This is a genomic window from Clostridium sp. AF12-41 (assembly GCF_003461685.1).
Lineage (GTDB): Bacteria > Bacillota > Clostridia > Lachnospirales > Lachnospiraceae > Otoolea > Otoolea fessa.
Map to the genome: position 1 here is coordinate 457,188 of NZ_QTXO01000001.1, position 12,366 is coordinate 469,553.

The window sequence follows — 12,366 nt, forward strand, 5'->3', positions numbered from 1 at the left end:
ATTTCTGATTGTATACAGGCTTTCTGGGCAGGAGCACACTTTATATAAGCACTTTCGAACAGGAGTAGAAACACGCGATGCTGCAGGAAAAAGAAGAACAGCTTTTAAAAAAGAGAATGATAGAACTGGCCGGACTCTGTTATCAGCGCGATATACAGACAAGTACCGGCTTTTTGTCGTTAAATGAACAGACGATCTTTCACTCGATCGAGAAGACGCTGCCGCCGGTGCGGACTTGCCTGACGGGCGGCTTTGAGGGCGCAGAGCGCAAACTTCTTTGTTTTCTGGCTTCGTATGACGATGAGGAGTTTGGACTTCCGATCACCGTGTTGGAGGTCATTCCGGCAAACCTGCGCTACAGTGAGGCGCTGACGCACCGGGATTATCTCGGGGCGCTCATGAACCTGGGGATTGAGCGCAGCTGCATCGGGGATATTCTGATGAAGGAAAATGGCTGCTGCGTCTTCTGTCAGGAAAAGATGGCGGATTATCTTTGCCAGGAACTCACGATGGTGCGCCACACCTCCGTGATCTGCCGCAGGGCGGACGCGACGGAGCCGATCACACCGAAGATGGAGCGCGTGAGTGGAAGCGTTGCATCACCACGTCTTGACAGTGTGATCGCGATGGTATTTTCATCCTCCCGCACGAAGATACTGTCGCTCATTGAGGGCGAAAAGGTGTTTATTGACGGGAAACAGGTGACTTCCCCGGCGGTGCAGCTTAAAGAGGGCGAGATTGTATCTGTGCGCGGCATGGGAAAATTCCGCTTTGCCGGGAGCGGGGGATTGTCGAAAAAGGGACGTCTGTATGTTTATGCGGATAAATATGTGTAAAAAAGAAAGGACTGAAAACAAATGACAGAAGTAAAGAATGAGAAAATGAATCGCGTAACCGTTCACCTGGACGAGAAGCCGATCTATGATATTGTGATGACCGAAGATTTTTCGGCACTTCCGGGTGAAATCGAAAAACTCTCCATTTCAAACCGCCGTCTCTGCATCGTGACGGATTCGAATGTAGAAAAATTATATCTGAATGAGGTAAAAGAACTCCTGGCGCCGTGCTGCAAGACGGTAATTTCGTTTGTATTTCCGGCGGGAGAGGAGCACAAAAACCTCGACACCGTCCGGGATTTATATGAAACCCTGATTTTGAACCATTTTGACCGCAACGATATGCTGGCAGCACTCGGCGGCGGAGTTGTGGGCGATCTCTGCGGATTCGCGGCGGCGACCTATCTGCGCGGCGTTGCTTTCATGCAGATTCCGACGACGCTTCTTTCCCAGGTGGATAGCAGCATTGGCGGCAAGACGGGCGTTGATTTTGACGCGTACAAAAATATGGTTGGCGCGTTTCATATGCCGAAGCTGGTATTTACCAATATCAATACGCTTCAGACACTTCCGGACAACCAGTTTTCCGCTGGTATGGGAGAGGTTATCAAACATGGTCTGATCAAGGATGCGGCATATTATGAGTGGCTGCTTGAAAATGCGGCAGATATCTGGGCGAGAAAACCGGAGGCACTCCGCAAGACAGTGACCTGGAGCAATGAGATCAAGCGTGCTGTGGTAGAGAAGGATCCGACCGAAAAAGGCGACCGTATGCTCTTAAACTTTGGTCATACGCTGGGACACGCGATCGAGAAGCTGAAAAACTTTGAACTTCTGCACGGTGAATGCGTGGCACTCGGCGCGCTGGCAGCGATGAAGCTGTCGGAAAACCGCGGCATGATCAAACCGGAGGAAACAAACCGCTTCAAAGAAGCACTGGGAGAATTCCATATCGGTACGCAGGTATCCGGGCTTGAAAAAGATGCGATTGTGGCAGCGTCCAAGAACGACAAGAAGATGGATTCCGGCATCATCAAATTTATTCTTATTCATTCCATCGGCGATGCCTACGTGGATCGCACGGTAACCGAGGACGAGATGAAACAGGCACTCGATCAGGTGCTGGTATAATAGCAGGAAAGGAATCAGGTGCATGAACACGAAATTACGACAGTTCTTTATCTTTTTTATCGGGCTGGGAGTCAGCATCGGACTGGATCAGTTTACAAAACATCTGGCAGTTGTCCATCTGAAAGGGCAGAAGCCATTTGTGCTCATTAAAGGTGTGTTTGAATTTTATTATTCTGAAAACCGTGGCGCTGCTTTTGGAATGCTGCAGGGACGGCAGGGATTCTTCTTCCTGATTGCAGCGGCAGTCATTCTGGCGGTGTTGTGGGCGGTTTACCGGATGCCGGCAGGGAGACGGTATCTGCCGCTGATGTGCAGCTTGTTTCTGCTCGTATCAGGCGCAGTTGGCAATATGATCGACCGTCTGACGCAGAAATATGTGGTGGATTTCCTGTATTTTAAGCTGATTGATTTCCCGATTTTTAATGTGGCAGACTGCTATGTGGTGATCGCGACTTTCTCGCTGATCCTTCTGTTTTTCTTCTTCTATTCGGATGAGGAACTGGAATTTCTTTCTTTTAAAGGTGCGAAAAAGGAGTCGGGGCGATGATGCAGGAATATCTGGTTCCAGAAGAGGCGGCTGGAACCCGCATCGATAAATTTCTGGCGGACGCCTGCCCGGATCTGTCCCGTTCCTTTTTGCAGAAACTTCTGAAAGAGAGTAGCGTTACAGCAGACGGAAAAGCGGTTAAAAGCAGTTTCAAGGTAAATGGTGGGGAAACTATCGCCTTTGAAGTTCCAAAACCGCAGGAGGCGACGATCGAGGCGGAAAATATCCCGTTGGACATTTTGTATGAAGATTCGGATATAATTTTAGTCAATAAGCCGAAGGGGATGGTTGTCCATCCGGCGGCAGGGCATTATACGGGGACTCTGGTCAATGCGCTGATGTACCATTGCAAGGATCAGCTCTCCGGCATCAACGGAGTCATGCGCCCTGGGATCGTCCACCGGATCGATATGAACACGACCGGTGTGCTGGTGGTGTGCAAGAATGATTTCGCCCACAATTCACTTGCAGAACAGCTCAAGGTGCATTCGATCACCCGCGTGTATTATGCCATCGTATTTGGCAATCTGCGCGAGGATGAGGGCACTGTCCATGCACCGATCGGGCGTCATCCGACGGATCGCAAGAAAATGAGCATCCACTCCAAACAGGGGCGCGATGCGATCACGCATTACCGCGTACTGGAACGCTTCGGGGCGTATACATTTATCGAATGCCGCCTGGAGACGGGACGCACACACCAGATCCGCGTCCATATGGCAAGCATCGGTCATCCGCTTCTGGGCGATGAGGTGTACGGTCCGGCGCGGCAGCCATTTTCACTGGAAGGGCAGACCCTGCATGCGGGAGTCTTAGGCTTTATCCATCCGCGGACCGGAGAGTATGTGGAGTTTTCTGCGCCGCTGCCAGCGTATTTTGAAGAACTGCTGGAGAAGCTGCGGAAAAAAGCTGGAAAGTAAAAGTAACGTGAATAGTAAGATCGTTCTGATTCGTATACACATTCTTTTCAGATAGTTTATTTCTGTGTCGCTAAGAAATACCTTTTATTCCGAAAAAATGATGACTTTTCAGATAGCTTGTGTTATAATAATGGCAGAACTTGAAAGGAGTTGAGGGAGACATGAAAAGAAATTTAGTAATTACAATCGGTCGCGAATGCGGCAGCTCCGGAAGAGCGATTGGACGAAAACTGGCGGAATCATTGGGAATCAAGTGCTATGATAAAGAGCTTCTTGCACTGGCAGCGAAGAACAGCGGTCTCTGTGAAGAGCTTTTTAAGACGCATGATGAGAAACCAACCAACAGCTTCTTATATTCACTGGTAATGGACACCTATTCGATGGGTTATAATACATCGGCTTATATGGATATGCCGATCAACCACAAGATTTTCCTGGCACAGTTTGACACGATCAAGAAACTGGCAGATGAAGAATCCTGTGTCATTGTAGGACGGTGTGCGGACTATGCGCTGGCAGATTATCCGAACGTAGTGTCTGTTTTCATCTGTGCAGATGAGGAAGTGAAGATTCAGGAATTGATGAAACGTCACAATATTACTCGCGATAAGGCAAAAGATGTGATGATCAAGACCGATAAGCAGCGTTCTGGTTATTATAACTATTATTCCAGCAAACGCTGGGGCAGCTCCAAGAGCTATAACCTCTGCATCAACAGCAGTGTCGTAGGCGTCGACGGTGCCGTAGAAATTATTAAGGAATTCGCCAAAAAGAAACAAGAATTTCTTAAGATAAACGAGAACGCATAAAAGTATAATTAAAACCGGTGTGTTTGAATTTCTGGTGAAGAATCAGAAAGGACGCACCGGTTTTTTGCGCCTGGATGCTTTGAAGATGAGATTGCGTTGGGGTATAAAAACAAAATAGTTACTTGAGATTTTGAATGTAGATACATGAAGAAAATGATGATGAAAGAAAGACATTCTTATATAATCCGAACGGCGCTCATGGCGGCATCGGGTATTTTATTGTGCGGGATTGCCGAAGCAGTGCGCCCGGAGGTGGATTTATCAGTCGGTGTGCCTGCTGATAAAGTTGTGATTGCAGATGGGATTTTAGGCCAGGAGACACAAAATGATACAGACGAATCCTTCTGCGACCGTCTGATGAAGAAAATGGTACACCCGATTCACATGGCATCCCGGTTTTTAAATGGTCTGGGGGCAGACTCGGAAGAATATGTTCCGTCGGAAACGGAGTATAACCTGATGGCGCTCCGGACGGAAGAGAACGCTGTTGATTTGTCTGATCCATTGGCGGCATTTGAGTCTCTTCCATGGTATAAACTTGCAAAACGATTCCGGAGTATGGGGACAGAAGATACCTGGGGCGCGAAGATGTACGAAGCGCTTGGAGCGAGGGATGCACAGTGGATATCGGAGATCTACGGGTGGATCCAGACGACACCGCTTACAGCTTCCCAGAAAATGGGACTGCCAGCTGCGCAGGTACTCGGCAGCTATGATCCCTCCAATCCAGAGCATAACGCGCAGGACCCGGCGAGCTGGGTAGTTCCAACTTGGAAAAATATCCGTTTCCAGATATGCGACGGAGACGGAAAGCCGACGTCCCTCGCATCCAATGCGACCGATATTTTGTCCATGGCAAATGTATATACATACAGCCTTGACTGGAAAAATACAGACCTGTTCAATACCTATATCAATCAGCTCTGGACCAGTTCCCACCAGTACCACGTGAGCATTAGCAATGTGTATTACTGTGAGGGCTGTACAGAACTGCCGGACGAGCCGGCAACAGAGGAAACAGCAGATGACGATGTGGAGAGCGGCAGTGCAGCAGAAGAGGCATCCTCGGAGGCTTTAGATGCCCAGGGCGCAGGAGACAGTCAGACAGCGGCAGAAGAGCCGTTAACGGAGAGCGAGGCGGCATCCACAGCAAATAATTATGTCAAACCGGCACAGGGACCGGGGGCTTCCACACAGGAGCAGGCAGCCGAATCAAAAGCGGTTGCGTCCCCGTCAGAGGTGACGTTCAGTGCGGAGAGCGCTGCGGCAGTTACATTAAATGAAAACGGAAAATATTGCCCGGGACATGTTGATCTGACCATTACCGTTAAGACAACCGGTCTGAAAGAGAAGCATAATCTGTTTGCACTCGATGGAACGGGAAATCAGGCTGTCGGGAACTGGCAGGGTTGGACGGAAGAAAAACAGACAGCCGCCCAGACACTCGCTGCTCAGGATTGGCAGGAAATGTACGGGCTTGCCAGTTCAGAATTTGCACTCGGGAATCCGCTGACACCGGCAGAAATTGCGTCTTACCTGGATTTACTTCCAGAGGATTTATCACCGGAGCGGCGTGCCGTTATCACATGCGCGCTCAATTCCGTTGGCAAGATTCCATATTATTATGGAGGAAAACCGAGTACAGCAGGACTTTCCGGCAATCATTTTGCCAGCGTGACAAGCCCGGATTACAAGGGACGGATTTTGTCAGGGCTTGACTGTTCTGGATGGGTCAACTGGGTATACTGGACCGCGCTTGGCAATAGAATGGGTGCCGCCAGCACCTACGAGATTGTGCGGACAGGACGGGCGATCAACAGCGCAGAGCTTCAGCCAGGCGACTTGCTTGTCCAGCTTGGCGGTAATTCGCACGTTGTAATGTTTTTAGGCTGGAACGCAGACGGAACCATACTGGGCGTACATGAATCCGGCAGTGCAAGCAATGTAACGGTCGGAAAGGTCCATACGGTCTGGCCGTATTACCGGGCGTTTTTGGATTAAGAGTTGGATGGATGTTACCTTTGTTTTTTGGCTGGAGTGTTTACTGGTAAAGGGCAAAGGCGGCATCCATTTTGCGTTTAGGTTTATTTGTTTATTTACAAATAAAGGGAAACATGGTATGATAGGGGACAAATAAAACTATTCGTGAAAGCCTACTTTATCGAATAGTTTGAAATATAAGTATGCTTATGCAATTAAAATATTTGCTAATCTATTCATTAATTATATTTGATTTGAAAGGATGTTCTCATGAAACTTCAACGTCTTCTAAGTTTAACCCGCCAGGCGGTTGATGACTATCGTCTGATTCAATCCGGCGATAAAATAGCTATCGGTATTTCTGGCGGTAAAGACAGCCTGACACTTTTATATGCTTTACAGGGGCTTCGTCGGTTTTACCCGGAACCATTTGAACTTTGTGCTATTACAGTTGATCTGGGCTTTCAGGCACTTTCTCCGGAGGTTTCGAACCGGTTGTCGCCGACGCTTTCATCGGATGCGGCTGCATTTGATTTAAAACCGGTTCAGGAGCTTTGTGATGAATTAAACGTGCCCTACACGGTCGTTCCGACGGAAATCGGCAAGATTCTCTTTGAAACCCGTCAGGAATCCAATCCATGTGCGCTCTGTGCCAAGATGCGAAAAGGCGCTTTAAATGAAGCAGCTCTGAAACTTGGCTGTAATAAAATCGCCTATGCACATCACCGCGACGATCTGATCGAAACCATGCTTTTATCCTTGATTTATGAGGGGCGTTTCTATTCCTTCTCGCCGAAAACCCATTTGGACAAAACGGGATTGACGCTGATCCGCCCGCTGATGTATGTCCAGGAAGCCGATGTGATCGGATTTAAAAACAAATATCATCTTCCAGTCTGTAAAAATCCATGTCCCGTAGATGGAAAAACAAAACGCGAGTATGTGAAACAATTAACAAGGAAACTCAACCATGATTCACCGGGGGTAAAGGATCGCTTTTTCCATGCGATTATTGATGGAAACAATCCCGGATGGCCGGAACGGACCGATCAACACCTGAAAAATTTGATACATTCGGACCTTTCATCATCACCAAAGGAGGAATTGTGATATGGCTGCACTCTCCTACCACGAACAGGAAGACATCGAAAACACAAAACGAATCCGAGGCATTCTGAAAGAGCTGCCACCGTTCTGTACCGATTTCTTCCGCGGCATTGAACCTCGTACATCAGCGCGCACCCGGCTTGCGTATGCCTATGATTTAAAGACATTTTTTGATTTCCTGAAACAAGCAAATCCAGAGCTTAAATCAAAGAAGCTGCGCGATTTGCCGCTCTCTCTTCTGGATGAAATCAAATTGATGGATCTGGAAGAATATATGGAGTATCTGAAATGTTATTCGACCGAAAAACGTGAGGATCTGATGAATACAGAGCGGGGTATCATGCGGAAAGTATCGACGGTCAAAAGCTTTTACAACTATTTTTACCGGACCGAGCGGATTCAGAATAATCCCGCTTCTCTTCTGCAGCTTCCCAAGATTCATGAAAAAGAAATTATACGCCTCGATGTTGACGAGGTGGCGCGTTTCCTGGATGAGGTTGAGGATGGCGAATGTCTGACCGAAAAACAGAAAGCCTACCATGCAAAGACCAAGCTGCGAGATCTGGCGATGATGACGCTTCTGCTTGGTACGGGGCTTCGTGTATCAGAATGTGTCGGACTGAATATCAACGATGTTGATTTCCGAAACGGTGGTCTTAGGATTCATCGAAAAGGCGGAAAGGAAGTCATCGTATATTTTGGTGCCGAGGTAGAATATGCGCTTCAGGACTATCTCAGCGAGCGTGAACATATTGTCCCAGAGGAAGGCAGCGAAGAAGCACTCTTCCTCTCCATGCAGCGTAAGCGCATTAACGTACGCAGCGTGGAAAAAATGGTCAAAAAATACGCACAGCTCGTCACACCGCTAAAAAAGATCACGCCACATAAACTCCGCAGCACCTACGGCACGAATCTGTACCGTGAAACCGGCGATATTTACCTCGTCGCAGATGTTTTGGGACACAGTGATGTCAATACGACGAAGAAGCATTATGCGGCGCTGGAGGATGAACGGCGGCGAAGCGCAAGGAATAAGGTGCAGCTGAGAGAAATAGAGTAAAGGGCAAAAAGGCAAAAAGTAAAAAAAATTTTTAGGTAAAAAAGGCTAATTTCGTACTTTATTTCCGTGTAAAGTGAAAATAGTATTTTGCTAAAATAAAGTTTAAAATTCATATTTGCCAAGTAAAAACCGATGACCTCGACTGCTTATAGTCTATGCCATCGGTTTTCCTAGTTCAAGCACTCTCACTCTGCTTCATCTGTGTCTCAATAACTTCGTCTAAGTTGGCTGCTGTAGTTTGTTCACTCATAGCCTTCTGCCTCTAATAATAAACACTGCAAAGGTTTAAAATATCCTGCAACAGATCATACTCCATCTTTGCCTTATCATTCATTTGATAATTTATCAGAGCCTTTTGCGAGTACATCGCATCTACGCTTTGCGTTTTCGTTGAAAATTCCATCAAAGTATCCGGGCCAATGCCCAAACTGGTAAAAATTTTATTCAAATGCTTATCGAATGAGCTTTTACTATCTATCTCGCCATTTAAAATTTTATCTAAAGTAGGTCGAGAAATTTCTGTCTTTTTGCAGAACGATACCTTAGAGAATCCATTGCTACTGATGTAGTCCTTTAATTTTATTCCTGTCAGTTTTCTCATTTCAAAAAGTTCATCAAAACGCACTCTCTATCTCTCCCAGTAACAAATTGTCAATAGTTTTTTAATCACTTTTCTTAAAAAGGCAAAAAATAGAACGTATAGTAAACGCTATGGTGCGTTGACAACGTATAGATTATTTCCATACGCTCTATCTCTCATTTCGTAAACGTTCCATAGCAAGTACCTTGCCAGCCCAAAGTGCTGCAACATGGTTTTGCAAGCAATAATCCGCAACGTTCGCTCCTCCAGTATTCACCTGTAATCTCCATACCGCCATCTTCTCATCTCCCCGCTTTCTTCTTTAGTGCTTATCCACCTTCCGCTTCGGGAACCATCCTTTTTCCACTCTTTTTTCCTGTTCTTTCAGTTCCTTAATGCTCCAAAAGCAACTGACGCCCAAGACACCCAGGGAAACCGACCAAAGTATTTCCTGCATTCTTACGGATAGAATCATACACAAAATGCCCACCAGCAAAAATACCGGCCAACAGCGGCTTCCAAAGTAATACTCCGCATATATAACAATAGGATGGAACAATCCAATCAGAAAAAAGGTAAGCACACCAATCAATATCCCACTAAAATTCATCATAACTCCTTGTCCTTTTCCTTATACAAACAGCACATTATCGCAGACCGGCGCAACTTATCTTCTGCGTGCAACAGTCGCCCTCAACAGCATATCCAATATGCGCAAAGAAGAAGTATTGCAATATAGAACTACAACCTTCCTCTTCCATATTTTTTAAATATCTGACACATTTTTACGGATTGCATTTTTTACACGGATCATAACCTGCAGCAATCAGCGCATCCCTACTCTCTGATGAGGATTTTTTATTGCTCTCCTTCATCTGTTTGACCGATGAACAGGACGGCCGATGAAATTTCTTTGTATTGGTATTGAGGATATAGGATTCCGTGTTGGTCTGCTGAGAAGCTGCCTGCGTAACAGCCTGTGTGGCCTGCTCTGTTTCTGCCGTCTTGTTTGTTCCAGAAGCCGAGCTGTCACCCGTCGCATAATTGATGTTAAAGGTCACTTTACCCATTTTGAGGGATGTAAAGTGACCTTATCTTAGTCAAATATAATGCCGTTCCTTTCTTCGCAAACCTTTACAGAAAGTACAAGCATCCATGTTTCGTTTTTGATAAAGAATCCGTTGCTTTGGTGAGCACTTATAATCGTGTGCACACACTGGGCATGTCCAACAAACTAATGTGACATTGGTTCTTCATTATTAGAAGACCATCGCGACATTAATTCTGGATTCGTTAACTTGAATTGACATAAACTTTTTCTTAAAATCACCTCCTCGTCTACTTCCTTTCACACTATCACCTCCAGAATCACACGCGCTCAAATGACAGATATCTCGTTCCCTGAAACGTAAGTTTCCCAATGTCGCCTTCCGCCAGCATTCCATATTCTCTGCCAGAAACCGACAGTTCCATCCGGTCACCGCTCTCTACCTGAAACGTGACATAGTAGCTGGTACTTGAAGTCGAATGGTAGCCATGAGTTCCAGACAGGTCACCCGCATTTGCATGGCTATGATGTGTGATATTTTCACGCTTTGCGACGATGGTTGCACTCACCGACAAACGCGGTGACTGATTGTTTTTATGCCATGTTCCGATTCCTGTCACAAACTGGAAGATGATCATGCCAAAAACCATTACGAAGATAATCGGAAACATAAACTCAAACAGCATAAACATATAGCTCACCTCTTCTTCATCTTTCGTCCAATGATTACTCTGAGCACAAAACATACGACAATCACGAAAAGCGAGGCAGCGATATACAGTAATGCTTCTGTATACCACGGTGCAGAATACGATTCGTATAGTTTCGGAAAGCGCTTATACCCATAGAAATCCATACCCGTTTTAATCACAATTATGTAGAAACTCGCATAGATAATATATTTTAATAAATCGTATAGTCCATCGTCTCCGCGATATTCTGTTTTAACCTTTTAGCATCGGCAAACTGGAATTTTCAAATTAGTCTTTGCAAATAACCTTTGAATCTTCACCATCAATTACAATTCCCTGACGGTTGTTAATTGGGCATAGATTCAAATCCGAAAACTCAGTCATTATTTTCTCGGTAACTTTCTTAAATGGTGCTGTAAGATAATGCGGAAGAACATAGAAATCAATCAAATCAATCCCTGCATCATCTTCTTGTGAGTAGTCCTCCGGCTTTTCATCCATTTGCTCGATATATTGGATGCTTGGAGCGCATATAATTGCGCCTGCTGACTCGCCGATCATCAATTTTCCATTTGCCAATTCCTTTTTCAGCAGTCCATCAGTTCCCGTTTTACGGAGCTGGTCCATAAGAAAGAAAGAATTTCCGCCGGTAAAATATATCACATCTGCTTCTTCAAAAACAGACTGTATCGTTGAATAAGCCTCCGTTGAAATATCAATTTCAGTTACGATTGCTCCCAACTTTTTGAATAATTTTCGAGCCGAGCCGACATAACCGGTGTAGCCTTCACGCAGTGAAGCTGTTGGAATAAATGCGACTTTCTTATTTTCAATTTCTTCCTTTATCAGACTTCCTACACTTGAAAAGTGCGAACATAAAAATAGTTTCATCAATATTCTCCTTTATAAATCCCGACTTGTTACTCACATTATATCATATTTTTTCTTCAGTTACATCCACCAAATTTTACTACACTGCCATTCGGCTTGCTTCTGTAACCGGCATCCGTTTAATCTTCTCCTGCATTGTTTCCTTTGTATCTTCATTGATTTCTATACGGATTTCCCTTATGTTTTGATTAAGAATACCCTCTCAATGTATGAAAGGCCGGTTCAATTATATGTGTCTATTTTAATTCTGGAAACAGTTTCTCCAATTCTTCATGAAATGTCCCATTCTTTAATGGTTTGCCGCAGCGTCTCGATGGTCTGCGTTTTCTGCTCATTGATGTTCCGGTTTACAGCCTGCATTTCTTCCTCGGTTGTAGTAGATTCCTGCCAGCTTCTGTTCACGATCATTTTTCTGGATCTTCTGTTGGTTCTGGAAGTCTCCGGCTGCTTTTCCTATAACGGTATGGGTTTCCGTCTGAAACTTCCGTTCCGGATTTTTCTTTGTGGATACAGAAAGCTCTTTTCCATTAATAGAACCGTTTATAACAACATATCTTTCACGCATTTACTCCGATAGTCACTCGGCGATATTTTGTATCTTTCTTTAAATGTTCGGTTAAACGTTCTTTGACTTTCAAATCCACTATCCAGACAAATATTTGTAATAGAATCCCTCGTATTTTCCAGACGATAACATGCGTAGTTTAACCTTGCATCATTAAGATATTGATTGAAATTTCTATATTAATATTGACGATTATGCTG

14 protein-coding genes and 1 pseudogene are annotated in these 12,366 nt (G+C 45.4%); 8 read left to right on the plus strand and 7 right to left on the minus strand.

Translation table 11 applies throughout. The features are described 5' to 3' along the window. The first annotated feature begins 77 nt into the window (after positions 1-77). The 8 genes from DWV73_RS01950 to DWV73_RS01985 all read left to right on the plus strand — a co-directional run bounded on the left by DWV73_RS01950 (position 78) and on the right by DWV73_RS01985 (position 8,390). Complete coding sequence (locus tag DWV73_RS01950; RefSeq protein ID WP_242995697.1) at positions 78-836, plus strand: YlmH/Sll1252 family protein; 759 nt, start codon at positions 78-80, stop codon at positions 834-836. Between the two features lie 21 nt (positions 837-857). Next, positions 858-1,967 (plus strand): 3-dehydroquinate synthase, encoded by a 1,110-nt coding sequence (gene aroB, locus DWV73_RS01955; RefSeq protein ID WP_117795370.1) that lies wholly within the window; start codon positions 858-860, stop codon positions 1,965-1,967. 22 nt (positions 1,968-1,989) lie between these two features. Continuing rightward, a complete protein-coding gene (gene lspA, locus DWV73_RS01960; RefSeq protein WP_117795372.1) occupies positions 1,990-2,514 on the plus strand; it encodes a signal peptidase II in 525 nt (174 codons plus the stop codon). Beyond that, on the plus strand, positions 2,511-3,434 hold the full coding sequence (locus tag DWV73_RS01965; protein WP_117795374.1) for an RluA family pseudouridine synthase: 924 nt from the start codon (positions 2,511-2,513) through the stop codon (positions 3,432-3,434). The genes lspA and DWV73_RS01965 overlap by 4 nt, the downstream gene beginning before the upstream one ends. 161 nt (positions 3,435-3,595) lie before the next feature. Then, positions 3,596-4,243, plus strand: coding sequence for a cytidylate kinase-like family protein (locus tag DWV73_RS01970; protein WP_117795377.1), 648 nt, complete (start codon positions 3,596-3,598; stop codon positions 4,241-4,243). A gap of 144 nt (positions 4,244-4,387) precedes the next feature. Beyond that, a complete protein-coding gene (locus DWV73_RS01975) occupies positions 4,388-6,244 on the plus strand; it encodes an NlpC/P60 family protein (protein WP_117795379.1) in 1,857 nt (618 codons plus the stop codon). A gap of 249 nt (positions 6,245-6,493) precedes the next feature. Continuing rightward, positions 6,494-7,333 carry a tRNA 2-thiocytidine biosynthesis TtcA family protein gene (locus DWV73_RS01980; protein WP_117795381.1) on the plus strand — a complete coding sequence of 280 codons (840 nt, stop codon included), beginning with the start codon at positions 6,494-6,496 and terminating at the stop codon, positions 7,331-7,333. Position 7,334: 1 nt separating this feature from the next. Beyond that, positions 7,335-8,390 (plus strand): tyrosine-type recombinase/integrase, encoded by a 1,056-nt coding sequence (locus DWV73_RS01985; protein ID WP_117795383.1) that lies wholly within the window; start codon positions 7,335-7,337, stop codon positions 8,388-8,390. 262 nt (positions 8,391-8,652) lie between these two features. On the opposite strand, the gene DWV73_RS01990 is transcribed toward DWV73_RS01985, so the two are convergent. From DWV73_RS01990 to DWV73_RS02025, 7 genes and pseudogenes are all read right to left on the minus strand, one after another. Continuing rightward, positions 8,653-9,015 (minus strand): helix-turn-helix transcriptional regulator, encoded by a 363-nt coding sequence (locus DWV73_RS01990; RefSeq protein ID WP_117795384.1) that lies wholly within the window; start codon positions 9,013-9,015, stop codon positions 8,653-8,655. Between the two features lie 277 nt (positions 9,016-9,292). Further along, positions 9,293-9,580, minus strand: coding sequence for a DUF4491 family protein (locus tag DWV73_RS01995; RefSeq protein ID WP_117795386.1), 288 nt, complete (start codon positions 9,578-9,580; stop codon positions 9,293-9,295). Positions 9,581-9,755: 175 nt separating this feature from the next. Continuing rightward, positions 9,756-10,040 carry an Ada metal-binding domain-containing protein gene (locus tag DWV73_RS02000; RefSeq protein ID WP_117795388.1) on the minus strand — a complete coding sequence of 95 codons (285 nt, stop codon included), beginning with the start codon at positions 10,038-10,040 and terminating at the stop codon, positions 9,756-9,758. A 298-nt stretch (positions 10,041-10,338) separates the two neighbouring features. After that, positions 10,339-10,710 (minus strand): DUF2500 domain-containing protein, encoded by a 372-nt coding sequence (locus DWV73_RS02005; protein WP_106999873.1) that lies wholly within the window; start codon positions 10,708-10,710, stop codon positions 10,339-10,341. A gap of 288 nt (positions 10,711-10,998) precedes the next feature. Then, positions 10,999-11,601: a Type 1 glutamine amidotransferase-like domain-containing protein gene (locus DWV73_RS02015; RefSeq protein ID WP_007888235.1), complete on the minus strand. Its 603-nt coding sequence runs from the start codon at positions 11,599-11,601 to the stop codon at positions 10,999-11,001. 331 nt (positions 11,602-11,932) lie between these two features. Continuing rightward, on the minus strand, positions 11,933-12,166 hold the full coding sequence (locus tag DWV73_RS12830) for a hypothetical protein (protein WP_117795390.1): 234 nt from the start codon (positions 12,164-12,166) through the stop codon (positions 11,933-11,935). Further along, positions 12,142-12,360: pseudogene (locus DWV73_RS02025) on the minus strand (helix-turn-helix transcriptional regulator); the annotation flags it as partial. The gene DWV73_RS12830 and the pseudogene DWV73_RS02025, both read right to left, overlap by 25 nt. Positions 12,361-12,366 lie beyond the last annotated feature (6 nt).

Excerpts from the sequence above, each read along its gene's own strand:
- DWV73_RS01950 (WP_242995697.1), top strand. The coding sequence starts at position 78 with ATGCTGCAGGAAAAAGAAGAACAGCTTTTAAAAAAGAGAATGATAGAA.
- aroB (WP_117795370.1), top strand. The coding sequence starts at position 858 with ATGACAGAAGTAAAGAATGAGAAAATGAATCGCGTAACCGTTCACCTG.
- lspA (WP_117795372.1), top strand. The coding sequence starts at position 1,990 with ATGAACACGAAATTACGACAGTTCTTTATCTTTTTTATCGGGCTGGGA.
- DWV73_RS01965 (WP_117795374.1), top strand. The coding sequence starts at position 2,511 with ATGATGCAGGAATATCTGGTTCCAGAAGAGGCGGCTGGAACCCGCATC.
- DWV73_RS01970 (WP_117795377.1), top strand. The coding sequence starts at position 3,596 with ATGAAAAGAAATTTAGTAATTACAATCGGTCGCGAATGCGGCAGCTCC.
- DWV73_RS01975 (WP_117795379.1), top strand. The coding sequence starts at position 4,388 with ATGAAGAAAATGATGATGAAAGAAAGACATTCTTATATAATCCGAACG.
- DWV73_RS01980 (WP_117795381.1), top strand. The coding sequence starts at position 6,494 with ATGAAACTTCAACGTCTTCTAAGTTTAACCCGCCAGGCGGTTGATGAC.
- DWV73_RS01985 (WP_117795383.1), top strand. The coding sequence starts at position 7,335 with ATGGCTGCACTCTCCTACCACGAACAGGAAGACATCGAAAACACAAAA.
- DWV73_RS01995 (WP_117795386.1), bottom strand. The coding sequence starts at position 9,580 with ATGAATTTTAGTGGGATATTGATTGGTGTGCTTACCTTTTTTCTGATT.
- DWV73_RS02000 (WP_117795388.1), bottom strand. The coding sequence starts at position 10,040 with ATGGGTAAAGTGACCTTTAACATCAATTATGCGACGGGTGACAGCTCG.
- DWV73_RS02005 (WP_106999873.1), bottom strand. The coding sequence starts at position 10,710 with ATGTTTATGCTGTTTGAGTTTATGTTTCCGATTATCTTCGTAATGGTT.
- DWV73_RS02015 (WP_007888235.1), bottom strand. The coding sequence starts at position 11,601 with ATGAAACTATTTTTATGTTCGCACTTTTCAAGTGTAGGAAGTCTGATA.
- DWV73_RS12830 (WP_117795390.1), bottom strand. The coding sequence starts at position 12,166 with ATGCGTGAAAGATATGTTGTTATAAACGGTTCTATTAATGGAAAAGAG.